The sequence below is a fragment of the Calothrix sp. PCC 7507 genome (assembly GCF_000316575.1).
GTDB lineage: Bacteria > Cyanobacteriota > Cyanobacteriia > Cyanobacteriales > Nostocaceae > Fortiea.
Genome location: NC_019682.1, coordinates 1,605,876 through 1,632,036, shown reverse-complemented (window position 1 = coordinate 1,632,036; position 26,161 = coordinate 1,605,876). Strand labels below are relative to the sequence as shown.

The window sequence follows — 26,161 nt, the reverse complement described above, 5'->3', positions numbered from 1 at the left end:
ATCCCCAATCCCTGCTCACTGAGCGGCTCGCCTTGAGGGCAGTCGAAAGGAGCCGAAGTGCAATCCCCAGTCCCCAGTCCCCAGTCCCCAGTCCCTAATCCCCTTAATATTTTTTCATAAATTTTGGCTCTCGGCGCGATCGCATAGCTTCACCCACAGTCACATTCAACTGATCGCCTACCAAGAGAACAAAAGCACTCATCCACAGCCACAGCATTAAAATTATCACCGCTCCTACAGCGCCATAGACTTTGTTATAGTTGCCGAAATTGGCGACATAAAGCCGAAATAAGGCAGATAAAATCGCCCAGAACACAGATGCGACAATTGCCCCTGACATGATTGGTGTGCCTGATTGCCACTGACTCGGACCATAGCGATAGACAAAGGCAAAGGCAACTGCCACAATTACTAAAGCTAAAGGCCAGCGTAACAGTAGCCAAAGATGTAATAAGAAACCTAAAGAACTATTTTCACTCACGACAATTGTTAACAATAGGTCACTGATAAATACTGAGAAAGAAGCCGCCAGCAACAGCAGTATAGTCCCTATTGTTAGTCCTAACGAGACGAGTTTGGCTTGCCAAAAAGGGCGGATTTTTTCTGGGGGAATTTGATGGATTTGATCAAAAGCTGTCATGGCGGTACTCACCGCCCCAGAAGCAGTCCAAATCGCCAGTATAAAGCTGAGAGAAAACAAACCACTATTTTTAGATTGAGTGATTTCTTTCGTGGCAAAATCACGAATGAGAACTAACGCTTCTTCTGGGACTACTTGACTAACTTGACCGGCTAGTTGTCTGAAAGTCTCTTGTAAGGATTCGGCTAATAAACCAATGGCTGTGAAGATGGCAAGAATGGCCGGAAACAGCGATAGCATGGCATTGAAGGCAATTTCTGAGGCAAGTCCCAATAGTCGTCTTTCGATTGTCCTCACAACTGTTTTGTTGAGGGTACGCCAATTGAGATGGCGAAAGAAGCGGACAAAACGAGACTGTCTCATAACGTTAAGTTTTGGCTGCTTGGTCTTTTTAACTAATGTGCCAGATTTTAAGTGCTTAGAGCATCTATCTTTTTACTTCTTTTACCGAAATAATACTTATGTGAGGGACTGGGGATTGGGGACTTGGAGAAGAACCTCTTGACTTTTGTTTGACCCTTGACCTCTTGCCCTGAGCGTAGCCGAAGGGTTGACTCTTCACAAATGACAAATGACAAATGACAATGAATCAAAACCTAACAAAACAGTGGTTGGATGAAATTCAGGGGCTGAAACAGCAGATGGCGGAACTTCAGCGCGATCGCGATACAGCTTGGGAAAGTTCAGAAAAATGGCGTAAACTCTACAATACAGAAGCAGAACAACGCCGCATAGATGCTCAACTCTCACAACAGGCGATCGCATCTTTGAAGGTGGAAATTCAAAACCTCCAGGGTATTGATGGTGTTACACTCCCGGATGCTACAGCAGCAACAGCGATCGTTGAAGAAATTGCCCAGATCAATTCTCTAGAAGAATTAAAAACTAAATTCATGACAATCGCCAAAGAACGCGATCGCCTGCTACAAGCATTGAAAAACGAACAAGACAACCACGCTCAAACCCGCAAAAACTTAACCACCGCCTTAGGCGATGCTATTGATAGCTGGACACGGGAGCGGGATGGCGCAGGGAGCAGAGAGTAGGGGGCAGGGCAGGGCTGTTTCATTCGTTGCTGTGTGAGATTTGTCAAGGGGATATTCTCACGCATACCGCAAGCGGAACCCGCAGGGTAGGCGCAGCGAAAAGTCGGAGCGCCGGAAGCCGGCGCTCTGAACTTTTCAAGACAAAGACGCAAAGAAAAATGACATTATTTGGGCTTCAAGACGCAAAAATTTTCCCAAAATTCGGCGCTGGCTCTAAATTTTCATCTCTTTGACCCTTGCAATTTTAACCATTTTAGGGAATGAATCGGCCCTGGGGGGCAGGGGGAGATGAGGAAGATAAGAATACCTATTACCCCAATGCCCCGGATATTGCGATTATTGATAATTGAGACGTTCTTACCAAATAATTTTGGTTTCAAAGACGATCTACTTCAGTTAAATCAGAATCTATTTGACTAACTAGATTACCAATTTCATAAATCACAATAGCCTTTACTGGCTCTTTACCTGAATATCCCGTCTTATTTTTCAAATGGAATACCTGTTCAGAATTTTCTAGTGGATGCAAGACAATCTTTTTTGGAGAAAAACTAAAATTCTGTGAAGTACCATTATTTACATTCACAATTTTAATATTTTGAATAGTGATTTTCGAGTCGGATTCTTTCAGGTTTGTTAAACGGATGAATACAGAAGCAAAGCCAATGTCTCGATTGGGATGAGCTAGTTCTCCGATTGGTGGCATTTTTTCTTCTCTAGCTAATAAAGTGATTTTAACAACCTGTATATCTGGAGATTCTGTAGTGTGTTGAGCAGCCATAATTAAAGAACGATTATTTACTAGTTTTTTCTGGATATCACCAGAGGAGAGAGATAATAAAAGTACTGTAGTTAGAGAAATAATTGTTTTCATAATCTTAAATAGATTTTATAATCCAAGTAAAAAGCTTATTCTTTACCAAGATAAGCTTGCTAGTCTCCAGCTAAGAGGATGTTTGGAAAATCCATGAAAGGTATAATTTGTCAGATATTTTATACTTTTTAAACACCCTCTAAGGGAACTCTTATTGTAAGACAAGCAAGCTTTTTATTAGAGGATGTTTGAAAAGTGGTTGGCTGTGATTTTAATTCCATTACCCCCCTTAATCCCCCCTTGTTAAGGCAGGGCTGATTCATTCGACAAGGTATGTATTTTGTCAATATCATTGGCGATAAATATTCGGGCAAAAGTCATGAATTGTTGACCATATTGATGCCTAAGATTGAATGCCAATTGAATACCTTGCTTATTTTTCATCTCCTGAACCCTTGATTTTTAAAGGCTTTTAGGGAATGAAACAGCCCTGCCTTGTTAAGGGGGGAAACAAGAAAATTTAGTTCCCTCCCCTTAACAAGGGGAGGGTTAGGGAGGGGTAAAAATATTTGATACATCAATCATGACTTTTCAAACATCCTCTTAGCTTAAGTTGTATAACTCCATATATAAAAGTTAGTTTGCAATAAATTGATGGATACTTGTACAGTACCAGGCTTATTACCAGCCCCATCAATTCCCCAAGGATTAAAGAGAGTAAATTGTTGAGTGGAAGAATTGTAATCTACAACTACATAAACGTGATTAGGAACAATCCTGCTATCTGTAACTCCATCCGCTTTAGAAGAGATACCCATAAGAGTACCAGCATTATAGGCACTTACCAACGAGTTTAAGTCAAACTTGTCAGACCAGCCAGAATTCTTGCCTGTGATATGACGAATTGCATCCATATCCCAACCAGCACTAATACCAGCATAAGAGTTAGTATTGTCTTGAGCTATCCATCCAGACTCATTAATTTGAGCGTAGGCTTTTTCTGCTAAAGCCGTCCATAATTCATTGTTTTCATAGTATTTACCCAATTTAGCTCCTGCTTGATTTGCATAAACAAGATCTCCATCTGAATCTACTGGTAAATATTTATCTACAGTCACATAATCTGCAACGCCTCTGTTGTAGAAGCGCACAGTATATGTACTATCACCGTTATCAATGAACATACTTTCAATAGTGCTGGGTGAATGGATAGCAACCTCAGCTAAACCAGCCAGAAAATAGCAGTCGCCAACATTACCTTGACTGATATCTTGGTAGCTCACACCATTTTGGAACAAAGAACCTTCTACTGGTTTATAAGTGTAAGAAGTGCTAGGACGATCGCTTCCTAAAAACCACTTACCAATTAGGTTTTCCATCTGACTGCTACTACTACCAGCATACAAGTTACCTAAGCTTTTACCCTGATAAGAAGCGTTAGCACTCGTACCAAAAACAACTTTGCTGGATAAGACGTGAACATAATCGTCCATATTAAAGTAGCTGTAGTTACTCACAATTTTTTGTAAGTCTTTATACTCATTCGTATCAATTACAGAACCATCTTCTGCATCTCGGAAAATGGCAATTACATCATTGCGACTCAAATTACCATCAGCAAATAGGTTTCTCGTCTTGGCAATAAGTTGTTGATCTAGCAAATTGCTGCTGAACCAATCGTTAACACTTTCAGGCGGACTACTAGATAGTGGATTCGAGTTAGTATTATTATTAGGAACAGGAACACCTAATTGATCTGTTCCCGCTCCAGAGTTGCTAGCTTCAGGAGCTAACGAGTCAGGAGAATTAGGATCTGCACTTGGTGGAGATGTTGCATCTGAGATAGTGGAAAGTAATGCAGTTTTGGCTAGATAATCAGGGTTTTGAATTAGTGGGATATCTGCACACAGATTATCTGGAATCTGATAACTGTTACTATCAGAAGCAAAGCCAGAATCTTTTAAAGGATTAGGATTAGATGGACTGATGACATCAATATAATATGTTGGATTTATCAGAGGGATGCTAATATCTGTTGCATTATCGGTATTAAAAGTCATGAGAACTCCTTTTGTTACTCCTAGTTAGTTGAATTTTGCAGAATTGTGATTATAAAGAAGAACTCACAAAAGGACATTACAGAAATTTTCAACAAGTATGTGAATGGGTAAATTGCTTAGGTTTTAAGCAACCCATGTTTAATTTGTGTTATTTTTTGTGAAAAAAAACTCGTATAAGTAGGCCACTGCCAACTATTATGTTTCAAGTATTTTTTCAGGTTAAAAATGTTCTTTTTGTTTGCATTATTAATCAAAATGATGTCAATAGAAAAAACGTTTTTTACCCTGAAGATGCGTCGTTAAATGTGCTTGATTAATAGAACAAATGTTTACAAGAAAATTTTGTTAACCTTTTCTGCTGTCCCTTGAGAATCTTCTGCCCAATATATTGCATTTTTCTACAGTTTGGGCGCTTTAGACACCGATTTTACTTAGCGATCGCTTTCTAGTTGAAACTTGTTGACTATTCCGTATATATGACGTGTATATCATATCATGTAAATACACTGCTTTAGTAAGTGCTAGCAGTGAAAATTAATGGGTATTTTTCCAGGATAAGAGGGAGCCTTGCTGCCAGGAATCCTTTTATTTAGGCACTTTGAGCAACATCGCGCCAAATTAAATTCTTGTTGCTAATCACTCAAAAACTTTCTGAAAAAGTTGCTTTATTTTATACAGCCAGAGAAAAATGTTGGGATGAAAGCGTTGACTGATGACTGTTAACAGTCAACGGCGTCGGGGCGTTTTTCATCCCATCCTAAGTCGGTAATTAAATCAGTGAACGGTCAACCGTCCACCATCTAATTGATAACTGTTAAACTTCTGCAGGGTGGTATTCTTGTTGTCTTTCCACAAAAGTTTGCACGCGGGTGCGGTAGTTTCTTAAGGTGTCATCGACCCAATCGCGATCATTGCTGTTAGCATATAAATGTACTAATGGTTCGCTGGCATCTGGCAAAACCAACAGCCAACTATCATCGTAAGGCTGACAAATCTTTACCCCATCAATGAGTTCTAGGTTCTGAGCCGGATGAGTTTCCACCAAATAACGCATCAACGCCCCTTTAGCTGACCAAGGACAGCGGACTGGATAATTTTTGTGAATTACACGAGGTAATTCTGATCTAACAGTAGCAAGCGATCGCTCTTGGATGGTCAACATTTCGATGATCTTGGCAATGCAAAACATCGAATCAAATCCTGGGTGCAATTGCGGGAAAATAAATCCAGTATCTCCACTACCTCCCAGTACCACATTGGGATTTCTTTGAGTAGCCTCCATCAAAGCTGTAGGATTAGCCTTAGTGCGAATCACTCTACCATCATGGCGACGGGCGACCTGTTCCACCGCACTAGTAGCATGAACCGGCACTACTACCGTACCTCTGGGGTTAGAGGTTAAGATCATGTCTACCATCAGTGCCGTCAACATTTCTCCCCTAATTGAGAAGCCTGATTCATCAACTAAAATCAATTGTTCCCCATTTGCCGATACCTGGACACCAAAGTTAGCCTTTAAGGCTTCAACTACATGACCTAGCTGAGTCAGTAACCCTTCGCGGTCAGTTGTGGTGACAGCATTTTTATTCAAGCTGGCATTTAGCACCACTGCATCAGCACCGAATTTATCTAACATTTGGGGTAAAACTGCCCCAGACACGGCGTAAACATAGTCAATCACCACTTTTGCCCGACTGTTGCTTAAGGTAGCCACATGCAACAATTTCTCAAAGGCTGTGCAATAACGGTCAATGACTTGACTGGGATAAGCGACATCACCAATTTCATGAGCTAGGGCCCGCCGCATATCTTCCTTAAAGTAAGCCCCCTCAATTTTCTTTTCCAAGGCTTTGGAGATATTAATGCCCTTACTATCCATGAATTCAATGAGGATATAATCAGGGCGATCAGGATGTACTCGCACATGAATACCTCCAGCTACCGACATTGTGGGTATCACTGTCCGAGCAATGGGAATAGCAGTAGCATCAAGGTTTTGAATATCAATACCTACTGACATTAAACCAGCAATTAATGACCGAGTCACCATCCGCGAGACATTACGCTGATCGCGAGAAACTGTCACCTTAGAACCGGGTTTCAAAGTTGAACCGTAAGCAGCCCCCAACTTCACCGCAAATTCTGGGGTGATGTCGATATTAGCTAATCCTTGCACACCACGTTGCCCAAATAAATTTCTTTGAGCAGTGTTGCCCCAAATCAAGTTAATATTTAAAATTGCACCTGATTCTATTTTTTTACTGGGCCAAACGCGCACACCAGGGCTAATTTGGGCTTCTTCTCCCACAGTAGACAGAGAACCGACAACAGCCGCTTCTAAGACATGAGCGCGGCGGTCTACGCGGGTACCACGAGAAATGACACAGGCGGATAGATGTGCTTCATCACCAATAATCGCGCCATTCCACACAATTGGACGCTTGAGATTAGCATCAGCGCCAATAGTGACATTGTCCCCAATAATGGTTCCGTCTTCAATCAATACCCTAGCGCCGATCCGGCAATTATCACCGATAACTGTTGGGGTTTCAATCACAGCCGTGGGGTCAATATAAGTATTTTGACCCACCCACAACCCACTGGAAACTTCTTTATAAGCAAATTCGAGTTTTACCTTACGAGCTAATGCATCATACTGAGCTTCACGATAAGCATCTAAGTGACCGACATCACACCAGTAACCCTGAGCTATATAGCCATACATAGGCTCATTTTTAGCCAGTAATAAGGGAAATAAGTCTTTGGAAAAGTCACATTCCGTATTAGCTGGGAGATATTCCAAAACTTCTGGTTCGAGGATGTAAGTACCAGTGTTGACGGTATCGGAAAAAATTTCACTAGTAGAGGGTTTTTCTAAAAATCGCCGAATCTGTCCTTCTTCATCTGTAATCACAACCCCAAATTCAATCGGGTTGGGAACACGAGTTAAAATTAAAGTAGCTTTCGACTGTTTTTGTTTGTGAAATTCAATTGCTGCGGTCAGGTCGAAATCTGTTATGCTGTCGCCGCTAATGACTAAAAAAGTTTCGTCAAGGAGTTCGGCAATATTTTTTACACAGCCTGCCGTACCAAGTGGCTGGTCTTCCTCAACAGCGTAGGTCATCTGCACACCAAAGTCGCTGCCATCTTGAAAGTAGTCTCGCAGAACATCAGGTAAATAATGTAATGTGGCAACAACTTCTGTGATTTGATGTCGTTTGAGGAGATTAATGATATGTTCGGCAATTGGTCGATTGAGAATGGGCACCATAGGTTTGGGTAAATCGCAAGTGAGCGGACGAAGCCGCGTTCCCGAACCGCCAGCCATCAGCACTGCACGCATAAATCCTCCTTAGCTATTGCAGCATTTGCTGCGTCAAGACCCATGAGACACGTTCTATTCTTCTTACTTTAGTGTCCTATGGATGTTGATATTTGAGTAACTCCCACAAGATGCATCTGATACGAAATAAGTGTAAGAGGCAATAGGCAAGAGTCAATACAAATAAGAGTTCTATAGTGCTTTGCATCTAGAGTTAAATGGGAACTAATGCAGCATGGCACAAATAAACCACTGACTCTAAATTCATGAAACGCTTGCAGTATATGGGAATTACATATTATATAGCTAGCTTCTCGCCTGTGTTGAGTATTCGGCTGCGGTACTAGCTACGATGCGGGGGACTACTCTACACTGGAATAAGAGAATGTATCGTTAGGTGACTCAGATGCCAGAAACTGAGGACTGTAATCATACTTTCTCAGTTTTGATGATGACCTGCCTCAATATAGCGTTTCTCGGTCGGGTGCAACACTTCGACTGCGCTCAGTGACATACAAGCGAAGGCTCTTAAACCCCGCCCCTACAGGCTTTGCGATAAAAAACTGTACCTCACTGATCTGAAAACCGCTATAACGTAGGAATACTTAACACAAATTCTGTCAGTTACTAACGGAGTTGATCGTAATGAATTTAATTATTTTTGGGTTAATCGCGCTTTATGGGTATGGTGCGTGGAAGTTCTGGTATGGGTTTGAGCGAACTAATTTTAGTCAAACTTTACCCAATCGGATTGGCTTATCTTTGTTATGGCCTGCTTTATTTATTACTAATAAATCCTATCGGCGCAATTTTCAAAAGGCGTTGAAGGGCTAGAATTTTCTCATAAATAAACTGGTCATCAAAATGAGCAGATTTTGAGATATGATCGCAAAATTTAGTGTTAGCGATCGCCACTCATTAGATGATGCACAAATATACAATTGTTTGAGAGATATGATCAGGTGGGCAATGCCCACCCTACGTAAGAAATTATCTTTTCTTTGTCAGAACGTTGATGGCTGCACCAGCAACTGCACCATCTACTGCATTGCCAAGCGTATCTCTACCACGGCCAGTAATTGCACCTGTCACCGCACTAGCGCCTGCACCAACAGCGATATCTTGACCTAAGTTGCGTTTTTGGCGGTTGCGTCTGTTTCTGGTACCATTGACGGCGTTGACGGCAGCACCTGCAGCAGCGCCTCTGACGGCATTATTTAACACAGAACCACGTCCCCCTCTAACTGCTCCAGATACCACACCAGCGGCGGCGCCAATGCCGACATCTCGTAATATATCATCAGCAGCAGCTGGTTGAGCAGGAACTAAGGTGACACCAGCTAAACTGGCAGCCATGAGGCTAGGTAAAAGTGTACGTTTTAAGCTGAAATTCATGGTAGTACCTTCTGAAAAAATCTAACGACTGGAGAAGAAATTTCAGTTGTGACGATTGCAGATAGCCAGATTTTTAGTCTGGGCTATGGCAAGTTTTTCTTGCACAGAAACATTTTTATAATTACATAAACAAATATTTAATTACATCTACTAAAAGCAGTATTATCGAATTATTTGTCAGAGTTTTTCGCCAAATTCATTAAGTAATAATTACTATTTTTTAGGATAAAGAAGTAAAAAAATTAACGAATTACTAAAACTCTTTTTTCTAATACTTCCATCATTATCCCAGAGAATGAAATATTATCTCCTGAACATTCAAATTCAAGGTATCCAAAAATTTTGTGGGCTTGCGTACTTCTGTTGAGGACGAATAATCCTAAGTAAGTTATTTCTAGATATAGGTATCAACTTTAACTTGCTTGCGAGATCCAACTTAGTAAAATCATGAAAAAACAGCTTTTAAAAAATTCGGTTTCTCAGGTTTTAGCACAAGCACTTTTATCTTCTTCGTTACTAGCTTTGGCTTCTCAGGTTGTTCTCGCAGATCAACGTGACTTTAAAGTCTATAACCGCACAGGTTCCCCGATCGTTAATTTATACGTAGCGCGTAGCACCACCAAGGAATGGGAAGAAGATGTCTTGAATAATGGTGTTTTGAATAGTGGTGAAGCCCAGGAGATAACTTTCAGTGGCTACGGACAAAATGAATGTTACTTCGACATCAAGGCTAAGTTTGAAGATGGACAGGTTGTGGAAGACTACAAAATTAATCTTTGTGAGACTAACTCATACACCTTCAGTGATAATTAATCATCTGTAAAATTGTTCTCCCCAGTCCCCAATGCCCCATGCCGCAAGTGGCGTGGAGTTTTTTATTTGTCTCAGAGTCATAGACAACAGAGCTAAATAGCCTGAATCCACTCTTTAACGGAATATTCAGTCCAAATACCATTTTGCCAGTAGGGGTCATTTTCAATCAACTGGCGCACGATCGCTTCGTCTTCGGCTTCGTAAATGCCAAAAACTTTTGTCACATCCTTGGTAGGACCAATAGTAATCAAAACACCGGATTCTTTCTGTTTTGCTAATCCGTCTAAATGAGCTTGACGGTAAGGTGTACGTTTTTCAAGAACGTCTTCGCAGTAAGTTCCCCACACTACATATTTAGGCATTGTCAGTTATCAGTTGTCAGTTATCAGTTATCAGTTATCAGCCAGAGTCCCACGTTTAAAAGTGGCGGATTTCAGTCGGGGGTCAAATCCCTACTGAAACCGTGATAAGTGTAGCCTGCGGCAAGCCGCTCCGCGTCTACACTGTTCACTGATTTAATTAGCTTCTCAGATTAACGCCAAATTTTTCTACCAAAGATTCGCGGACTTTGTTGTGTACTGGTTCGACTTCGGCATCGGTGAGGGTGCGATCGCTGGCACGATAAATTAAGCGAAACGCTAAACTCCGCTGTCCGTCGGGGACATTTTCACCGCGATATTCATCAAATACTTCTACGGATTCTAATAAACCTTTACCAGCTTTGGTAATTACTTTTTCGATTTCCGAGACTGAGACTTTCACGGGTGCGAAAAAGGCGATGTCGCGATCGCTGGCTGGATAGGTGGAATAAGGATGAAATACTGGGATGAGGGTTTCATCTCGATCTAGAGCATCTAGTAGCACATCTCCATCTAACTGGAACACGTAGACTGATTCTGGTAAACCTTTTTCGCGCCGTAGTTGGGGATGAAGTTGTCCAAATACACCCAAGCTGTTACCTCTGATCCACAGGGAAGCGGTGCGTCCTGGATGTAGCCGTGGATCGCGGCGATCGGGTTGATATTCTACTGGCAAGTTAAGTTGGCGAAATACGCTGTCTAAAATGCCTTTGGCTTCAAACCAAGTCAGGGATTGTTCCCGTCCATTGCGTGACCACTTACCCACGGTGCGATCGCCACCAATAATCCCGGCGATCGCATCTGCTTCGCGTAAACCCTCTTCTTCTCGCCAGAAAATTCGCCCAATTTCAAACCCATTGAGAGCGCCATTTCCTTGTTCTAAGTTGTACTGGAAAGCATCAATTAACCCGGCGATTAAATCAGTCCGCAGTGCTGAATATTCGGCAAATAACGGGTTTGATAATACTACCTGTCTGGCTTCCCCTGGTTTGACTAGGGAATAGTGGATTAATTCTGTCAACCCTTCAGCTCGCAGAAAAGCTCGTAAATTGCGGATCAGTTCTTGATCTAAAGGCAGATAGCCAGCTTCTGCTTTTTGTGGTAGTGTATCGCAAAAATTATCGTAGCCATAAAGACGGGCAATTTCTTCAATTAAATCAATTTCCCGTTCTAAATCGCGATAACGATAGGGTGGTACAGAAACTATCCAAGTCCGTTCTCCTGAGGGCGTAACTTCACATCCCAGCGCTGTTAGGATGCGTTCCACATCTTCTTCTTGGAGTTCTCCGGTGTCCTGTCCCAAATCAATTGGCCCTAGCACTTGATTAATGCGATCTAAACGTAGGGCGATCGCATGACTCCACGTAGATGGATCGGGGCGAGTGTCACTAATTTCTTGATTGACAATCACTCCCTCGGCTAGTTCACTAATTAACGATAAGGCGCGACGGGTAGCTACTTCTAACTCAGCGCGGTTCACTCCTCTTTCGTATCTCCCGGAAGCCTCACTCCTTAACCCCACACTGCGGGAAGAACGGCGAATAGCCACAGAATCAAACAACGCCGCTTCTAAAACTAAGCGTTGAGTTCCTGCGTGGACTTCTGTTTCTTCTCCTCCCATCACCCCCGCCAGTGCTACAGGTTTTTCGTTAGCGGTGATTAACAAACTCTGGGTTGATAGAGTGCGAGTTTGTCCATCGAGGGTTTTGAGGGATTCCCCAGAATTGGCGAAGCGGACGCCGACGGTTAATTTTTCATTTTCGCCAACAGATTTTAGGCGATCGCCATCAAATGCGTGTAATGGCTGTCCCCATTCCAACAAGACGTAGTTAGTAATATCCACAACATTATTTATGGGACGCACTCCAGCCGCCCGCAAGCGTTGTTGTAACCACTGGGGTGATGGCGCAATTTTTACCTGTTCAATCACCGTCCCAATATACGCAGGACAAGCTTGAGTATCACCAACTCTCACGGCGAAGTTATTGCCTGTGTGATTAATTGATACCTCCCCAACTTCGGGAAGACTCAACTTTCCTCCTGTCAAAGCCGTGACTTCCCGCGCAATACCCACCATACTCAGCGCATCAGCCCGATTAGCGGTAGCAGTGACATCTAAAATCACATCATCCAGTCCCAATAAGGGACGCACATCACTACCCAATGGCAAATTTTCCTGAGAAAAAATATGAATTCCGTCTACATCAGTAGGTAAACCCAGTTCCTTCAAAGAACAAATCATCCCCTGAGAAGGAACACCCCGTAGTTTTGCTGGTTTAATTTTTAAGTCAATATTCGGTAAATAAGTACCTGTAGTTGCTACTGGTACGTAGATATCCGCCCGGACATTAGCCGCACCACAGACAATATTTAAAATCTCTTCTCCACCGACATCTACTTGGCAAACACTCAATTTATCAGCATTAGGATGGGGTTGACGCTCCAGCACTTTTCCCACAACCACGCCATTTGCCCAAGTGCGGCGATCTTCAATATCTTCTACTTCAAATCCAGACAGTGTCAGAGTTTCGGCTAATTCTTCGTGGCTCAGTTTTAGCTCTACTAGTTCCTGCAGCCAGTTGAGAGAAATACGCATATCAGTTATCAGTTATCAGTTATCAGTTATCAGTTATCAGTTATCAGTTATCAGTTATCAGTTATCAGTTATCAGATCAGTGAGGTACAGTTTTAAATCGCCGAGCCTGTAGGGGCGGGGTTTCCCCCATAAGTGTCAACTTAACTTGAAATCCTTGCCAAGACGTGATTTTAAATTTTCTCGCTTACCATCACTCTTCGCGTCACCCCCCTTAATCCCCCCTTAGAAAAGGGGGGAAAAATAAATCCAGTTCCCTCCCCTTTACAAGGGGAGGGTTAGGGAGGGGTAAAATGTATGTCGGGTAGACGTTTCAGCTTAAGTTGACACCAATGGGTTTCCCCGCCCTCGCTTGTATTGCATCCAACCAAGAACCGCTATATTCAGTTATCAGCACCAGAAAAACTCTGATAACTGTTTACTCTTCACTGTTCACTGATTTTAAATTATCTAACAAACTTTACTTTAACAGTGATAGTGCTTCTAGTAATGCCATGCGCGCTTGCCAAGTCTCAAATAATCGTTGTTGAGCATGTCGTTGATCTATTCGTTGCACCCAGATACCGCGTAATGCGCCTTTGATTAAGCTCATCTGATGGGGTGTTGGTTTGCCTAATGCATCTAGTGGCGTGGCAAGCCTAAAGTAGTGCATTAGATTTGTGGTTAAGAAGACGCTGAGGCGCTACTACGAACCTTTTTTATTGCAACATTTTAGCCTAGACACGCTACTAGCGCTAAATTAATTGGCTCATATACTCTACTGCTGGGGTACGCTTTTAGTCCACGTCCCAGATCACAATCCTGCATAGCCATTTGGGTTACAGCTAAAAGTGGGACTATCCAGCTACCAGGATAAGTGGGGTTGCCTATTGGCTCAACGCCTAAATTTTTGGATAACTGTTGCAATTCTTCAAGAGACTTGCTTGTCAACTCGTTGCGTGTAAACATATAAGTGCCTCCTAATCGGGGTTTCGGTGGTTATTGCCGTCCAAAGTTTTAACCACCGATATAACTAATAACTGCTCGTGTACGAGGAGTTCAAGCTTTGTACATAGTTCTTTACAATGCCAAACCCTAAAGGGCACCCCGAAAATCTAGAGCCTCATAAATTCAAGTCTGATAGGGATGAGTCATTAACCAAAACCGTAACTGTTCGGATTACTGAATCAACTCACGATCGCCTACAGCAGCTAGGTGATGAGAAAGCCGAATTTTGTAGGGATGCGATCAATAAAGCACTTGATGAACGCGATCGCCAGGACAAATAATCGCTAGCATTGAAGTAACGTTATGGGAATATACTGACTGAAATTATCAAAATCTTTATCTGTAGTCAAAATGCTGTGATTTCGATGAACTGCTACAGCGCAAATGATAAAATCTGTACTTGCACCTTGAACACCATTGCTGCGGCAAGTATTGTAAAACTCAGAAGCAAGTTCGTAATCTCCAATATCCAATTCAAAATGAGAAAATGCACGGAGATAATTTTTCAACTGATTGTATTGGTGAGCGTGACGAATCCCGGAAAGTATCTCTTGTCGAACAGAACCTAGCAGGACGACTCGACCATCAGTGATTAGTTCTCGAAACAATGTTGTATGAGGTGAGTCATCAGCTTTATCATTGCGTCTGAGTGCCAAAGACCAAACGGAAGTATCAACGATGACTTTCATACTCTTTAGCGCAGTTGTTTGTAGTCATAATCATCGTCGTATTCAATTGTGCCGAATAGTTCCAGAATTTTTAATTGTTTTCGACGCTGCACATACTCTTTCAATGCCTCTTCAACAACAGCACGCTGAGTATGATTTCCACCCAATTCGAGTGCTTCTTGAACTAAGTTTTCGTCAATTTCTAGATTGATAACCATGTGCTGAAAAAACTTGTCTGATCGTAAAATATAGTAGCGTGACTGGGCTAATAATGATGAACGCGATCGCCAGGACAAATAATAGCAAATGGTCAAGTCCCGTAGAAATCCTCATCAAGAAGCTGTGCGATCGTAAACGGACAAGTAGCGGGATACTCACTATCTTCTGGGATAGGAACGCCAAACTTAGCCAGTTTACCCTCCTTAATCGCTAGCTTTCGACCATCTGGATAAGCTTTTTCCACTGCTTCTACTAGAAAACTTTTGAGAGAAGGAGTATCAGCCAAATTGTTGAGAACTCGCTGTCGATGTTCCAGCACTGAACTATACCAGCTACCCCTCATCATATCGGGCACATCATGTTGAATCCTTAACTTGAGTAGATGCGCTAACAAGATAATCAGATTGCTTTTCAAAGCGTTCTTTTCTGATCTACCCAAATCCGTTAGTTCCTCAATCAAATGCTCAATATCCAATGATGCAAATTCGCCGTTTCTTAATTGACTTATGGTTTGCTCAATCCACAATTGAAGATCGCGATCGTAGAGAGTGTTAGCCATTTTTACCGTTTAACTCCAATTAATCAACAACAGATCGCAAAGCGCGTAATAATTCTTGCCTAGTAAAAGGCTTGGTTAAATAAACATCTGCACCTTGTTTCATCCCCCAAATCCGGTCAATTTCTTTATTTTTGGAACTACAAATAATAATCGGTACTTTCTCGGTTGCTGGATTTTTTTTGAGTTGGCGACAGAATTCAAAACCACTGAGTCCTGGCATAACTACATCGGTAATAATGACATCCGGCTGCTGCTCAACTGCCTTATTTAACCCATCTTTGGCATCATAAGCTTTAATTACCGTGTGCCCACTCTCTCGCAAAAAGTTATTAATTAATTCCAATTGAGACGGAGTATCTTCAACAACTAAAACCGTAGACATATAAATTTTCCGTAAAAGGTACTGGGGACTGTTGACTGTTGACTGTTGACTGGGGATTGGGAAATAAGTTTTGACTCTTGACTCTTGACCCCTGACTCTTGACTCTTGACTCTTGACAAATACCATTAGTTAGCTTTATTTACATCACCCTACTTAAGCTAAATGCATAAAAACTATCTTCAGTAATTCTGCGCGAGTAAAAGGTTTAGTGAGATAACCAGATGCCCCTACTAATCTTGCTTTTACTTTGTCTACAAGTCCCTTATTGCCAGTGACGAAGATAATCGGAGTATTTTTAAACATGGAATTATTCCGTACAATTCGACATAATTCATAACCATCAATACCCGCCATGTTTAAGTCTAGTAAAATCAGGTCTGGTTTATGCCTAATAATTGACATTACAGCCTTTAGTGGCTCGTTAATTGTCACTACAGAAAAATTTTCATCTTCTAAAAAACGGCTAATTTCTTTCAGAATTGTGGGACTATCATCTACAGAAACTATTTTGTAAGTTTTTTTGGCAGTTACAGTAGCGGTGGTTACTCTTTCAGGAAGGTGATTTATGTTATTTGGTATTGTTAATTCCTGAACTTTATCTGTTGGCGGCACAGAAATCTGTGGTAATCGCTGAACAGTAGCTATATTTTCTACAGAAATCTCAGGGTAAGTTCTGGCAGCAATGCTACTTGGTTTTACTACCGCTGCAATTAATTCCCTTTCAACTAATTCTGTTATATAGTTAGGAGATGCTGATGATTCGTCAAAAGTCTTGGGCAATTTATCAAAGGGTGGGTCTGGTTCATGCAGTATGATCCCTCCTTTGAGGATGTAAGGGGATAAATTCCGAGCCAGTTGGATTTCATCTTGATTCATTATCACAGCAAGATGACGCAGGCTAAAACCCTTCATCCAGTTAGTTAAACTTGGTTGGAGGTCTGGTAAGTTCTTTTTGTGGAGTGGGCTATTAATTAGCAGGTGTGGACGCTGATAGGGAGAGGAAATTTGAGGAGCTAAAGACTGCCAACTCTGCAATCTGGTTTCGCAGCGCTCTAGGATTTTTTCTACGTCGAGCCGGCAAATTCTTGGCACTCTCTCAAGTGAATCGCTCAATTCATAAATGCCTGCATTGATTAACAAAAATGATTCAATAACTTCTTTAACTAGTTCCTGAATTAGTACTGCTGCTTGTGTAGAATGCAGGTGTTGTTGACTGACCAGCCAGTAAATAGCTTGATATTCGGGAGGCTGATCACCCGTGTCATTGTGTTGTTCTGGGAACTGACTTTGTGAGTCAGGCTCAAACATCAGACGTAATTGAACACGAGTTTCACTGGTAAGCAGGGGAACTTGATGACTCAGGCGACGCAAATGACGTTCTAGTCGATCAAAGGGTTCGACTGAATGGGTAGCATAAGTGATTTTCCCCTGTTCTAAGTATATCGACCAGGAAACTGAGTTGCTCAAGGTTCTTAAACAAGTACTGTCAGAGCTACCAGATAACTGTCTTAATAAACTCTGGGGACTTAACTTGGTGAATGTGCCAGCAATATTCATATCTTGAAGTTTTCCGGGAAATCAAACCAAATCTAGGTAAAGCTGAAATAGTGGGAATGGGTAAGCTAATCAGCATTTAAGCTGCATATTTCGTCGTGTAGACTGTTGACCGATGACAGTCTACAGTTAACGGTCAACGAAGAAAAATGGTTGATTGTGCAATGAATCAGCGTTTTAGCTTATCTTTTATTAGTTTTAATTTTTCTCTGAACACAAATTATTCTGGGGAAATATGTACATATCTTACAAGTTATGAAATTTATGACATAGGAGGGTTGTTACATTTTTTATGACATAGTGTACCTACGTATTTGCTAGAAAATTGCGATTTACAGCTTGCGGGTTTACAGGAGTATCCTTTCTATGAAGATTTTTCTGATTTTGATTTATTTCTTTTATATAAAAACCAACCTTTCTACACAGAATCTTTAAATTTTGTCTGTACGCAAATGTACGTATTCATTGTATTCTAGACTTGCTCTATATAAGTCTCAGTAGGTGTATTAGATAAAGCTAATATGAATTTCTACTAGGTTTCCTTTCACTAAACTAGTCCCTGATTAAAATTTCCTTAAATGTGTAGAGAATTGGATGAGAATAATCTGTTTAATAAAGAGTCAACTATTTACTATCAGCTGCTAGGCACTGTAGTTGTGTTGGCGTTGTGAACTATATACTTTGAGAAAAAGGAAAAAGACTTTGGATTATAACATAACACAAAACGTTATGCATGATACATTAAGACTTGATGAAGTAGTGGAGTTTGCGGAGAACCCGGAACCGCGTTGTCCTTGTGTGCTATTGCTAGATACATCTGGCTCGATGCAAGGAGATGCAATTGAGGCTTTAAATCAGGGTTTATTGAGCTTGAAGGATGAATTAGTCAAAAATTCCTTGGCGGCGAGGCGGGTAGAGGTAGCGATCGTGACTTTTGACAGTAATGTCAATGTAGTACAAGACTTTGTGACTGCCGATCTATTTAATCCGCCAATCCTGACAGCACAGGGACTAACTACTATGGGGGCAGGAATTCATAAAGCATTAGATATTATTCAAGAGCGCAAGTCGCAATATCGGACTAATGGCATTGCTTACTATCGCCCTTGGGTATTTATGATTACTGATGGCGAACCACAAGGTGAGCTAGAGCAGGTTGTAGAACAAGCATCGCAGCGTCTCCAAGGAGATGAAACGAATAAGCGTGTAGCATTTTTTACAGTAGGGGTAGAAAATGCGAATATGAACCGCTTGACTCAAATAGCTGTGCGGACTCCTTTGAAACTAAAAGGGCTAAACTTTATCGAGATGTTTGTCTGGCTGTCAGCTAGTATGTCGGCTGTTTCTCACTCACAGGTAGACGAACAGGTGGCACTACCGCCGATTGGCTGGGGGTCTGTTTAATCAAAATCGCAGCTTGTTATACTCACACAGCTAGCTGTTGCAAGAAAATCTATGAACATATCAAAGCAGATCCCTCAATGGCGTGTATTAGCCGCATCCGTATGTGGTACGAGCCACTTAAAAAATAAGCAGCTGTGTCAGGATGCTCACCACTGGCAGATATTGTCAGATGATATATTGGTGGCAGCGGCTGCTGATGGTGCTGGTTCTGCTAGTCAGGGGAAAGTCGGAGCTATGGTGGCTGTGGAAACAGCGATCGCCAATATTTCTATTAAAGAAGTCACGCGAGATGCCCTAGCGGATGACGCTACTGTGCAATCTTTATTGACTGAGGCAGTTTTAGCCGCTAGAAAAGCGGTAGAGGATGAAGCTGTTGCTTGCAACAAACAGCCTCAAGATTTGGCAACTACCTTAATTGTGATGGTGGCTACACCGGAATTTGTGGCTGTAGCCCAGATTGGTGATGGTTTGGCAGTGGCGAAAGATAGTACAGGAAATTTACTGGCATTAACCATGCCTGATAACGGTGAATATATCAATGAAACCACTTTTTTGACTTCGCCTGGTGCATTAGAAACAGCGCAAATGAGATTGTGGCGTGAAGCCATAGTCAATGTAGGTGTGCTTACCGATGGACTACAAATGCTGGCTTTAAATATGGTCGTCAGTGAACCTCACAAACCATTCTTTTTTCCTCTATTTGACTTTGTTGCCAAGACTGAGGATAAGACAGTGGCAAAAGAGCATTTGGTGAGGTTTTTACGCTCTGATCGGATTACGCAACGTACTGATGATGATTTGACGCTCATAATAGCTGCATTTAACCAACAATGAACAATGCTTTTGGCTAGTTCAGCATTTTAAACAATCCCCGTTAACCGTGACTCTATCATGCAGGTACTACGTTGTCTTCCCAAGCAAGAAATTCTCAACCTCAGCGTCAGTCTAGGACGTGGTGGTGAAGCTTGTATCTATGCGGTGCCATCTGATGGCGATTTAGTGGCAAAGGTTTATCACAAAGCAACTGTTGCCCATGCTCATAAACTGCAGGCAATGCTTGCCAATCCCCCAGAAAATCCTACGGCGAATTTGGGACATATTTCGATTGCTTGGCCGCAGGATCTGTTATTGACTGGAGATGGTAGCGATCGCATCATCGGCTTTTTGATGCCGCGAATTCGGGGAATGCGTCCCATCATCGATTTTTATAACCCCAGAACCCGCCGAGAACATTGTCCTTTGTTCAATTATCAGTACCTGCTCCGCACTGCACGCAACTTAGCAGCAGCTTTTGCGGCTTTGCACGCCAGCGGCTACTGCATCGGCGATGTCAATGAATCCAATATTTTGGTCAGTGACACAGCATTGGTGACATTGGTAGACACAGACTCATTTCAGGTAAACGATCCAGACAGCGATGTTGTTTACCGTTGCCCAGTCGGCAAACCAGAGTTTACCCCACCAGAGCTACAAAATAAAATTTTTGCTCAGTACGATCGCGAAATTTCCCATGACTTATTTGGGTTATCTGTACTGATCTTTCAACTATTAATGGAAGGGACTCATCCTTTTTCTGGCATTTTTCAAGGTGCTGGTGAACCACCCGCCTACGAAGCACGGATTTCAGCAGGTCATTTCACCTATAGTAAAAAGCGACAAGTACCCTACCTGCCAACTCCCATTGCACCCGCTTGGGAAATCCTCCACCCCAGCTTACAACAACTGTTTGTCTGTTGTTTTGAAGATGGTCACTACAATCCCCAGCTACGTCCTAGCGCTCAAAGTTGGCTCTCAGCCATTGCAGAAGCCGAAGAAGACTTAATTACCTGCAGCGTCAATCCCCAGCACCACTACAACAATCATCTAGACATCTGTCCCTGGTGTGAACGTAGCGTGCGCTTAGGGGGACGCGATCCATTTCCATCAACCCAGGCGATCGCAGCTAGAGAACATCTCAAACCCCGAGTTCCGGTCAAAAGACGCTATACTCAGCAGACTCCGCGCCTACCATATCCAGTCAATACCTTACAATCGGCTAATCATTGGCAGCCAATATTTCACCAAAATACCCATCCTTCCGCCAAAAAGCGGAAATATTACCCTGTGGCTTTATGCTTATTGGGTTTTGGTTTGTTGGGGTATTTAGATGTGATGGTGAAATTTACCCGTCCGTTTGTTGGTCAAAATGCCTACACGCAACAAACGTTAATGTCTCCGCAGACCAATAATCCTAAAAATCTCAACTTTGCAGATTACTATAAGCAAGGTCATGCTGCTTATAAAGTCCGAGATTATGAACGAGCAATTGACAACTTTAGTCAAGCGATCGCCCAAGAACCCCATCATGCTAAAGCCCATGTTAATCGAGGTAATGCTCGTTACAATTTAAAAGACTATGAAGGAGCGCTGACAGACTACACTGAAGCTCTGCAGATCAATCCCCAAGAAGTCAAAGCTTTTGTGAATCGGGGCAATGTCCGTTATGTGCTAGCTGATTTTAGCAACGACCCTGATAAGGAATATAATCAGGCGATCAGCGATTTTAATAATGCCCTACGCCTCGACAATAAAGAGATAGAAGCTTATGTCCGTCGGGGGGTTGTGCGTTCCCAAATTGCTAAATATAGCGGCGACTCTCAAAAAGATTATCGCCGAGCAATTGAGGATTTTACCCAAGCAATTAAGCTCAATGCTTCCAAAGCCGAAGCTTACTTTCAGCGAGGTGTGGTCTATTCTCAAATTGCCCAATATAGCAGCGACTATACCCGCGAATACAAGCAAGCGATCGCTGACTTTAATCACGCCTTAAGTATCAACGCCAAGCTAGCAAAAGCTTACCTCAAGCGCGGTATAGTCCGCTATGAACTAGCACAATATGGTGGTAGAGAATCTGAGGCTAACCGCATGAGAGCGATCGAAGATTTGCAAGCATCTGCCAAAATTTCCCTTGAGCAAGAAGATATGGATAATTACCAACAATCACTCAGCAGTATCTGCGTCATCATCGAAAATAAATGTGACACTTTATTCCAAAGTACAGGTATTTTGGATTCAGCCCCAAAAGCTAACTGAATGGTTGGCGGTTGACGGTTAAGTTTTGACCGATGGCCGTCAAAAATAGACCTCTTGCATAAGTATTTTTTTGTGTCTCACACAGAAGAGAGCGCAAAGAGTACTTTTGCAAGAGGTTTAGTAGTTTGTTAAAAAATAATTGACGAATAATTCCCTGTAGAGACAGCGATTTATCGCGTCTCTCTAACCGTAAAAATGAATAGTTGATGGTTGAGTGTTAACTAATATCTTGCAGCATTGTCAATAACCGTAGGGTGGGTATTGCCCACCAACGAAAACATCAGTGTTTCAGATCAAGGTGGGCACTGCCCACCCTACAAAAAAATGCATTATTGAAACTGTTGCAATATCTCAGTTAACCGTCAATTGTCATTAGTCATTCGTCCATCTGTAATTTCCGCAGATATTCATAAAGCTTTCACATAGAAAAGATTTATATTTACCTATTCTTTACATATAACTGTCAAAATCTCGTTAGATTATTTACGTGGAAAATAGACGAAAAGTTAATTCTATTTTTCTCAATTCCACATGTAACCGCTTCATCACAAGAAAGTAAAATAAATATTAATTTAGCTGCAAATCCTTGAGGTAATTACATGAAAGCAGTGATTTTGGCTGGAGGTCTTGGTACTCGTCTCAGTGAAGAAACTAGTATCAAACCCAAGCCGATGGTAGAAATTGGTGGTAAACCAATTCTGTGGCACATAATGAAGATTTATTCTGCCCACGGAATTAATGAATTCATTATTTGTTGTGGATATAAAGGATACATCATTAAGGAGTATTTTGCAAACTACTTCTTACACATGTCAGATGTCACCTTCGATATGCGATTTAACCAGATGAACGTGCATTCTGGTTATGCTGAACCTTGGCGTGTCACCTTAGTAAATACAGGTGATAATACAATGACAGGGGGACGCTTAAAGTTAGTCAGAGAGCATATTGGTAATGACACATTTTGCTTCACCTATGGTGATGGTGTGAGCAATGTCAATATTACGGAGCTAATTAAATTTCATCAAGCACAAAAGACTTTAGGTACATTAACTGCAGTCCAACCAGCCGGACGCTTTGGGGCAATTTCTTTAGGACAAGAGCAAACTAAAATTGCTAACTTCCGAGAAAAGCCAGACGGTGACGGCGCTTGGATTAATGGCGGTTATTTTGTCCTAGAGCCGGAAGTGATTGATTTAATTACTGATAGCTCTACTGTTTGGGAGAAAGAGCCATTAGAAAAGCTCGCTGATATGGAACAGTTATCAGCTTTTAAACATAATGGTTTTTGGCAACCAATGGATACGTTACGAGATAAAAACTACCTGGAAGACCTATGGAAGGAAAATCAGGCTCCTTGGAAGGTATGGTAGGTAAAAAATTCTTTGTATGAAAATTAATTCACGTTCATGGTGCAATAATACCAATGTATGATTTTGCAATTATCGGTGGTGGAATCGTTGGACTTTCTACAGCACTAGCTTTAGGTAAACGCTATCCTCATGCACGCATTTTAGTTTTAGAAAAAGAAAGCAAATGGGCTTTTCATCAAACTGGTAATAATAGCGGTGTAATTCACTCGGGAATTTACTACAAGCCAGGGAGTTTTAAGGCTAAATTTTGTCGTGATGGTAGTCGTTCAATGGTAGAGTTCTGCCAAGAACATGGTATCGATCATGATGTTTGCGGTAAGGTAATAGTCGCAACTGAAGAATCAGAAATACCGCGCCTCGAAAACCTTTATCAGCGAGGCGTAGAGAATGGTATTGAGGTGCAAAAAATTAGTCCTGAAGCAGTTAAAGAAATTGAACCACATGTTAAGTGTGTAGCGGGAATTAAAGTATTTTCTACAGGCATTGTTAATTACAAGCAAGTTTGTGAGAAATATGCTGAGTTAATTCAACAGCAGGGAGGAGATTTACGTCTCAATACCAAAGTTGAAAAAATCCTCTGTGCAGGCAAGAATCAAGTACTGGAAACCAATCAAGGTAGCTTTGAGACTCGCTTTGTAATTAATTGTGCTGGATTACACAGCGATCGCATTGCGAAATTAGGACAAGTCGAACCCCAGGCAAAAATTGTTCCCTTCCGAGGAGAATATTACGAACTCACCCCAGAGAAACGCTATCTAGTCAAGACTTTAATCTACCCCGTCCCCAACCCAGATTTTCCCTTCCTGGGTGTCCACTTTACACGGATGATCGATGGTAGCGTTCACGCCGGGCCGAATGCAGTTCTCAGTCTCAAACGTGAAGGTTATAAAAAAACTGACTTTGACCTCAGAGATTTTACTGAAGTGATGACCTACCCTGGGTTCTGGAAATTAGCAGCAAAACATGCTGATGAAGGAATTCAAGAAATTATTCGCTCCTTTAGTAAAGCCGCCTTCACAAGCAGCTTACAAAAACTAATTCCAGAAGTCCAATCTCAAGATTTAGTTCCTACCCATGCAGGGGTTCGCGCTCAAGCCTTAATGAATGACGGTAAGCTAGTAGATGACTTTTTGATTGTTCAAGGTCAAAACTCTGTCCATGTTTGCAATGCTCCTTCTCCAGCTGCCACCTCTTCCCTAGAAATTGGTAAAGCCATTTTGGCACAAATTTCTCAACATTCAGATATATACTCTGTAGTGAATTCATAGCATCCTTGCTTGTGATTATGAGCAAAGCTAAGTAAGTCGGCACAATACTTCTCTACTTCTCTACGAGAGGCTACGCCAACGACAAGCTCAGTAACCTAAAAGTGAACTGCGTGAAGAAAAGTAAACAAGGCTCAAACCCTTCTAACTATAGCAAGATTGCCTATTGCCTATACTTCGGCTCCGCTCAGTACAAGTTGCCTATTGCCTTATCCCAGCGACAATTATTGACGCTGAGTTACTTATGAATATTCTGGGTATAAACTGACGTGGGAAAAATTTTGTAGTACCAAAATTTGGTGTGCTTATACGTCTTTAAGAAAGGTACTTATTATTACATCTAGGGTGCGATAACAAAAGCTACTTTGAACACATGTTTTTTTCAATTTGACAGTTTTATTGATGCTAGAACTAGTGTAAAATTTGACATTAATCGTAGCATTGCAATCGGAAATAAGGTGAAAATTTCCACAGGAGGCAGTTGTCAATAGAAACATTCATCCTGACTCAACAGTAGTTGGTGTAACAGCCAGGGTAATTCCTCAAAATCATGGCATTTAACTAAAATCAACAGAGGCTTTGACAACAATGAAAATACTAGTAACTGGAACAGAAGGTTATCTTGGTTCGTTATTACCTCCTCTATTAATCGAACGCGGACACGAAGTTATTGGCGTAGATACTGGGTTCTATAAAGTTGGTTGGCTGTATAACGGTACTGAGGTGACAGCCAAAACTCTCAACAAAGATATCCGCAACATCACTGCTAAAGATTTGCAAGATATCGAAGCAGTAGTTCACATGGCTGAACTCTCCAACGACCCCACCGGACAACTATCACCCAACATCACCTACGACATCAATCATCACGGTTCAGTTCGCTTGGCCAAACTGGCTAAAGAAGCGGGTGTACGTCGCTTTGTTTATATGTCTTCGTGCAGTGTCTACGGCGTTGCTACCGAAGGTGATGTCACAGAAGAATCACCTGTGAATCCCCAAACAGCTTACGCAGAATGTAAAACTCTGGTAGAACGAGATGTCATGCCACTTGCTGACGATAATTTCTCTCCTACCTTTATGCGGAATGCTACTGCCTTTGGTGCTTCACCCAGGATGCGGTTTGACATTGTTTTAAACAACTTGTCAGGGTTGGCGTGGACTACCAAAGAAATCAAAATGACTAGTGATGGCACACCTTGGCGGCCATTAGTCCATGCACTAGATATATGCAAAGCGATCGCCTGTACAATTGAAGCTCCCCGTGACATTGTCCACAAACAAATCTTTAATGTGGGAGATACAGCAAATAACTATCGAGTTAAAGAAATTGCGGAAATTATTGCTGAGGTTTTTGTCGGTTGTCAACTATCTTTTGGAGATAGCGGTGCAGATAATCGTAGCTACCGGGTATCCTTCGAGAAAATTAACACAGTATTACCAGGTTTTAAGTGTGATTGGAACGCTCAACTAGGTGCCCAGCAACTATTTAACTTATTCAGTCAAATTGATATGACTGAAGATACTTTCTTGTTTAGAGGCTTCACTCGTTTGAAGCAGCTAGAATATCTGATTCGTACACAGCAAATCGATCAAGATTTCTTTTGGAATAAAAAATAGCAACTAGGGTGGGCACTGC

At 41.8% G+C, this 26,161-nt stretch carries 24 protein-coding genes; 10 read left to right on the top strand and 14 right to left on the bottom strand.

Translation table 11 applies throughout. The features are described 5' to 3' along the window. Nucleotides 1-103: 103 nt before the first annotated feature. Nucleotides 104-1,003 carry a YihY/virulence factor BrkB family protein gene (locus tag CAL7507_RS07240; RefSeq protein WP_015127794.1) on the bottom strand — a complete coding sequence of 300 codons (900 nt, stop codon included), beginning with the start codon at nucleotides 1,001-1,003 and terminating at the stop codon, nucleotides 104-106. A 221-nt stretch (nucleotides 1,004-1,224) separates the two neighbouring features. Between CAL7507_RS07240 and CAL7507_RS07235 the strand changes: the two genes are divergently transcribed. Beyond that, the gene (locus CAL7507_RS07235) at nucleotides 1,225-1,686 is read left to right on the top strand and encodes a hypothetical protein (RefSeq protein WP_042341229.1); all 462 of its coding nucleotides are present in this window, start codon (nucleotides 1,225-1,227) and stop codon (nucleotides 1,684-1,686) included. A 376-nt stretch (nucleotides 1,687-2,062) separates the two neighbouring features. On the opposite strand, the gene CAL7507_RS07230 is transcribed toward CAL7507_RS07235, so the two are convergent. The 3 genes from CAL7507_RS07230 to CAL7507_RS07220 form a co-directional block, all read right to left on the bottom strand. Then, entirely contained in the window at nucleotides 2,063-2,560 is a 498-nt protein-coding gene (locus CAL7507_RS07230; RefSeq protein ID WP_015127792.1) for a hypothetical protein, read from the bottom strand. Between the two features lie 548 nt (nucleotides 2,561-3,108). Next, nucleotides 3,109-4,560 (bottom strand): C2 family cysteine protease, encoded by a 1,452-nt coding sequence (locus CAL7507_RS07225; RefSeq protein WP_015127790.1) that lies wholly within the window; start codon nucleotides 4,558-4,560, stop codon nucleotides 3,109-3,111. Between the two features lie 814 nt (nucleotides 4,561-5,374). Beyond that, a complete protein-coding gene (locus CAL7507_RS07220; protein WP_015127789.1) occupies nucleotides 5,375-7,903 on the bottom strand; it encodes a mannose-1-phosphate guanyltransferase in 2,529 nt (842 codons plus the stop codon). A gap of 624 nt (nucleotides 7,904-8,527) precedes the next feature. Here CAL7507_RS07220 and CAL7507_RS07215 point away from each other — a divergent pair. Continuing rightward, nucleotides 8,528-8,716, top strand: a complete 189-nt coding sequence (locus CAL7507_RS07215; protein WP_015127788.1) for a hypothetical protein — start codon at nucleotides 8,528-8,530, stop codon at nucleotides 8,714-8,716. Between the two features lie 156 nt (nucleotides 8,717-8,872). Here the strand turns inward: CAL7507_RS07215 and CAL7507_RS07210 are convergent, their stop codons facing one another. Then, the gene (locus CAL7507_RS07210; protein WP_015127787.1) at nucleotides 8,873-9,277 is read right to left on the bottom strand and encodes a hypothetical protein; all 405 of its coding nucleotides are present in this window, start codon (nucleotides 9,275-9,277) and stop codon (nucleotides 8,873-8,875) included. Between the two features lie 447 nt (nucleotides 9,278-9,724). Here CAL7507_RS07210 and CAL7507_RS07205 point away from each other — a divergent pair, with 447 nt between their 5' ends. Continuing rightward, complete coding sequence (locus CAL7507_RS07205; protein ID WP_015127786.1) at nucleotides 9,725-10,090, top strand: hypothetical protein; 366 nt, start codon at nucleotides 9,725-9,727, stop codon at nucleotides 10,088-10,090. Between the two features lie 92 nt (nucleotides 10,091-10,182). Here CAL7507_RS07205 and CAL7507_RS07200 read toward each other — a convergent pair whose 3' ends face one another. From CAL7507_RS07200 to CAL7507_RS07185, 4 genes are all read right to left on the bottom strand, one after another. Further along, a complete protein-coding gene (locus tag CAL7507_RS07200; protein ID WP_015127785.1) occupies nucleotides 10,183-10,452 on the bottom strand; it encodes a YciI family protein in 270 nt (89 codons plus the stop codon). 157 nt (nucleotides 10,453-10,609) lie between these two features. After that, entirely contained in the window at nucleotides 10,610-13,045 is a 2,436-nt protein-coding gene (gene pheT, locus CAL7507_RS07195; RefSeq protein ID WP_015127784.1) for a phenylalanine--tRNA ligase subunit beta, read from the bottom strand. 457 nt (nucleotides 13,046-13,502) lie between these two features. After that, entirely contained in the window at nucleotides 13,503-13,694 is a 192-nt protein-coding gene (locus CAL7507_RS07190) for a hypothetical protein (protein ID WP_015127783.1), read from the bottom strand. Nucleotides 13,695-13,753: 59 nt separating this feature from the next. After that, the gene (locus CAL7507_RS07185) at nucleotides 13,754-13,990 is read right to left on the bottom strand and encodes a hypothetical protein (protein ID WP_015127782.1); all 237 of its coding nucleotides are present in this window, start codon (nucleotides 13,988-13,990) and stop codon (nucleotides 13,754-13,756) included. A 116-nt stretch (nucleotides 13,991-14,106) separates the two neighbouring features. Between CAL7507_RS07185 and CAL7507_RS07180 the strand changes: the two genes are divergently transcribed. Then, nucleotides 14,107-14,310, top strand: coding sequence for a hypothetical protein (locus tag CAL7507_RS07180; RefSeq protein WP_015127781.1), 204 nt, complete (start codon nucleotides 14,107-14,109; stop codon nucleotides 14,308-14,310). 3 nt (nucleotides 14,311-14,313) lie between these two features. Here CAL7507_RS07180 and CAL7507_RS07175 read toward each other — a convergent pair whose 3' ends face one another. The 5 genes from CAL7507_RS07175 to CAL7507_RS07155 form a co-directional block, all read right to left on the bottom strand. Then, a complete protein-coding gene (locus tag CAL7507_RS07175) occupies nucleotides 14,314-14,718 on the bottom strand; it encodes a PIN domain-containing protein (protein WP_015127780.1) in 405 nt (134 codons plus the stop codon). 5 nt (nucleotides 14,719-14,723) lie between these two features. Continuing rightward, on the bottom strand, nucleotides 14,724-14,915 hold the full coding sequence (locus CAL7507_RS07170) for a type II toxin-antitoxin system VapB family antitoxin (RefSeq protein WP_015127779.1): 192 nt from the start codon (nucleotides 14,913-14,915) through the stop codon (nucleotides 14,724-14,726). A 92-nt stretch (nucleotides 14,916-15,007) separates the two neighbouring features. Beyond that, the gene (locus CAL7507_RS07165) at nucleotides 15,008-15,475 is read right to left on the bottom strand and encodes a DUF29 domain-containing protein (protein WP_015127778.1); all 468 of its coding nucleotides are present in this window, start codon (nucleotides 15,473-15,475) and stop codon (nucleotides 15,008-15,010) included. Between the two features lie 19 nt (nucleotides 15,476-15,494). Then, nucleotides 15,495-15,857, bottom strand: coding sequence for a response regulator transcription factor (locus tag CAL7507_RS07160; protein WP_042341944.1), 363 nt, complete (start codon nucleotides 15,855-15,857; stop codon nucleotides 15,495-15,497). Between the two features lie 153 nt (nucleotides 15,858-16,010). Further along, nucleotides 16,011-17,414, bottom strand: coding sequence for a response regulator (locus tag CAL7507_RS07155; RefSeq protein WP_015127776.1), 1,404 nt, complete (start codon nucleotides 17,412-17,414; stop codon nucleotides 16,011-16,013). A gap of 726 nt (nucleotides 17,415-18,140) precedes the next feature. Between CAL7507_RS07155 and CAL7507_RS07150 the strand changes: the two genes are divergently transcribed. From CAL7507_RS07150 to CAL7507_RS07125, 6 genes are all read left to right on the top strand, one after another. Then, complete coding sequence (locus CAL7507_RS07150; protein WP_015127775.1) at nucleotides 18,141-18,815, top strand: VWA domain-containing protein; 675 nt, start codon at nucleotides 18,141-18,143, stop codon at nucleotides 18,813-18,815. 51 nt (nucleotides 18,816-18,866) lie between these two features. Beyond that, the gene (locus CAL7507_RS07145) at nucleotides 18,867-19,649 is read left to right on the top strand and encodes a PP2C family serine/threonine-protein phosphatase (RefSeq protein ID WP_015127774.1); all 783 of its coding nucleotides are present in this window, start codon (nucleotides 18,867-18,869) and stop codon (nucleotides 19,647-19,649) included. A gap of 57 nt (nucleotides 19,650-19,706) precedes the next feature. Continuing rightward, nucleotides 19,707-21,887, top strand: coding sequence for a tetratricopeptide repeat protein (locus CAL7507_RS07140; RefSeq protein ID WP_015127773.1), 2,181 nt, complete (start codon nucleotides 19,707-19,709; stop codon nucleotides 21,885-21,887). 599 nt (nucleotides 21,888-22,486) lie between these two features. Next, nucleotides 22,487-23,260, top strand: a complete 774-nt coding sequence (gene rfbF, locus CAL7507_RS07135) for a glucose-1-phosphate cytidylyltransferase (protein WP_015127772.1) — start codon at nucleotides 22,487-22,489, stop codon at nucleotides 23,258-23,260. Between the two features lie 53 nt (nucleotides 23,261-23,313). Further along, entirely contained in the window at nucleotides 23,314-24,528 is a 1,215-nt protein-coding gene (gene lhgO / locus CAL7507_RS07130; protein WP_015127771.1) for an L-2-hydroxyglutarate oxidase, read from the top strand. A gap of 585 nt (nucleotides 24,529-25,113) precedes the next feature. Then, a complete protein-coding gene (locus CAL7507_RS07125) occupies nucleotides 25,114-26,142 on the top strand; it encodes an NAD(P)-dependent oxidoreductase (protein ID WP_015127770.1) in 1,029 nt (342 codons plus the stop codon). Nucleotides 26,143-26,161 lie beyond the last annotated feature (19 nt).

Coding starts and splice junctions, on each gene's coding strand:
- CAL7507_RS07215 (WP_015127788.1), top strand. CDS start 8,528: ATGAATTTAATTATTTTTGGGTTAATCGCGCTTTATGGGTATGGTGCG.
- pheT (WP_015127784.1), bottom strand. CDS start 13,045: ATGCGTATTTCTCTCAACTGGCTGCAGGAACTAGTAGAGCTAAAACTG.
- CAL7507_RS07160 (WP_042341944.1), bottom strand. CDS start 15,857: ATGTCTACGGTTTTAGTTGTTGAAGATACTCCGTCTCAATTGGAATTA.
- CAL7507_RS07240 (WP_015127794.1), bottom strand. CDS start 1,003: ATGAGACAGTCTCGTTTTGTCCGCTTCTTTCGCCATCTCAATTGGCGT.
- CAL7507_RS07230 (WP_015127792.1), bottom strand. CDS start 2,560: ATGAAAACAATTATTTCTCTAACTACAGTACTTTTATTATCTCTCTCC.
- CAL7507_RS07145 (WP_015127774.1), top strand. CDS start 18,867: ATGAACATATCAAAGCAGATCCCTCAATGGCGTGTATTAGCCGCATCC.
- CAL7507_RS07210 (WP_015127787.1), bottom strand. CDS start 9,277: ATGAATTTCAGCTTAAAACGTACACTTTTACCTAGCCTCATGGCTGCC.
- CAL7507_RS07175 (WP_015127780.1), bottom strand. CDS start 14,718: ATGAAAGTCATCGTTGATACTTCCGTTTGGTCTTTGGCACTCAGACGC.
- CAL7507_RS07150 (WP_015127775.1), top strand. CDS start 18,141: ATGCATGATACATTAAGACTTGATGAAGTAGTGGAGTTTGCGGAGAAC.
- CAL7507_RS07225 (WP_015127790.1), bottom strand. CDS start 4,560: ATGACTTTTAATACCGATAATGCAACAGATATTAGCATCCCTCTGATA.
- rfbF (WP_015127772.1), top strand. CDS start 22,487: ATGAAAGCAGTGATTTTGGCTGGAGGTCTTGGTACTCGTCTCAGTGAA.
- CAL7507_RS07190 (WP_015127783.1), bottom strand. CDS start 13,694: ATGCACTACTTTAGGCTTGCCACGCCACTAGATGCATTAGGCAAACCA.
- CAL7507_RS07205 (WP_015127786.1), top strand. CDS start 9,725: ATGAAAAAACAGCTTTTAAAAAATTCGGTTTCTCAGGTTTTAGCACAA.
- CAL7507_RS07125 (WP_015127770.1), top strand. CDS start 25,114: ATGAAAATACTAGTAACTGGAACAGAAGGTTATCTTGGTTCGTTATTA.
- CAL7507_RS07220 (WP_015127789.1), bottom strand. CDS start 7,903: ATGCGTGCAGTGCTGATGGCTGGCGGTTCGGGAACGCGGCTTCGTCCG.
- CAL7507_RS07170 (WP_015127779.1), bottom strand. CDS start 14,915: ATGGTTATCAATCTAGAAATTGACGAAAACTTAGTTCAAGAAGCACTC.
- CAL7507_RS07165 (WP_015127778.1), bottom strand. CDS start 15,475: ATGGCTAACACTCTCTACGATCGCGATCTTCAATTGTGGATTGAGCAA.
- CAL7507_RS07200 (WP_015127785.1), bottom strand. CDS start 10,452: ATGCCTAAATATGTAGTGTGGGGAACTTACTGCGAAGACGTTCTTGAA.
- CAL7507_RS07185 (WP_015127782.1), bottom strand. CDS start 13,990: ATGTTTACACGCAACGAGTTGACAAGCAAGTCTCTTGAAGAATTGCAA.
- CAL7507_RS07140 (WP_015127773.1), top strand. CDS start 19,707: ATGCAGGTACTACGTTGTCTTCCCAAGCAAGAAATTCTCAACCTCAGC.
- CAL7507_RS07155 (WP_015127776.1), bottom strand. CDS start 17,414: ATGAATATTGCTGGCACATTCACCAAGTTAAGTCCCCAGAGTTTATTA.
- CAL7507_RS07235 (WP_042341229.1), top strand. CDS start 1,225: ATGAATCAAAACCTAACAAAACAGTGGTTGGATGAAATTCAGGGGCTG.
- lhgO (WP_015127771.1), top strand. CDS start 23,314: ATGTATGATTTTGCAATTATCGGTGGTGGAATCGTTGGACTTTCTACA.
- CAL7507_RS07180 (WP_015127781.1), top strand. CDS start 14,107: ATGCCAAACCCTAAAGGGCACCCCGAAAATCTAGAGCCTCATAAATTC.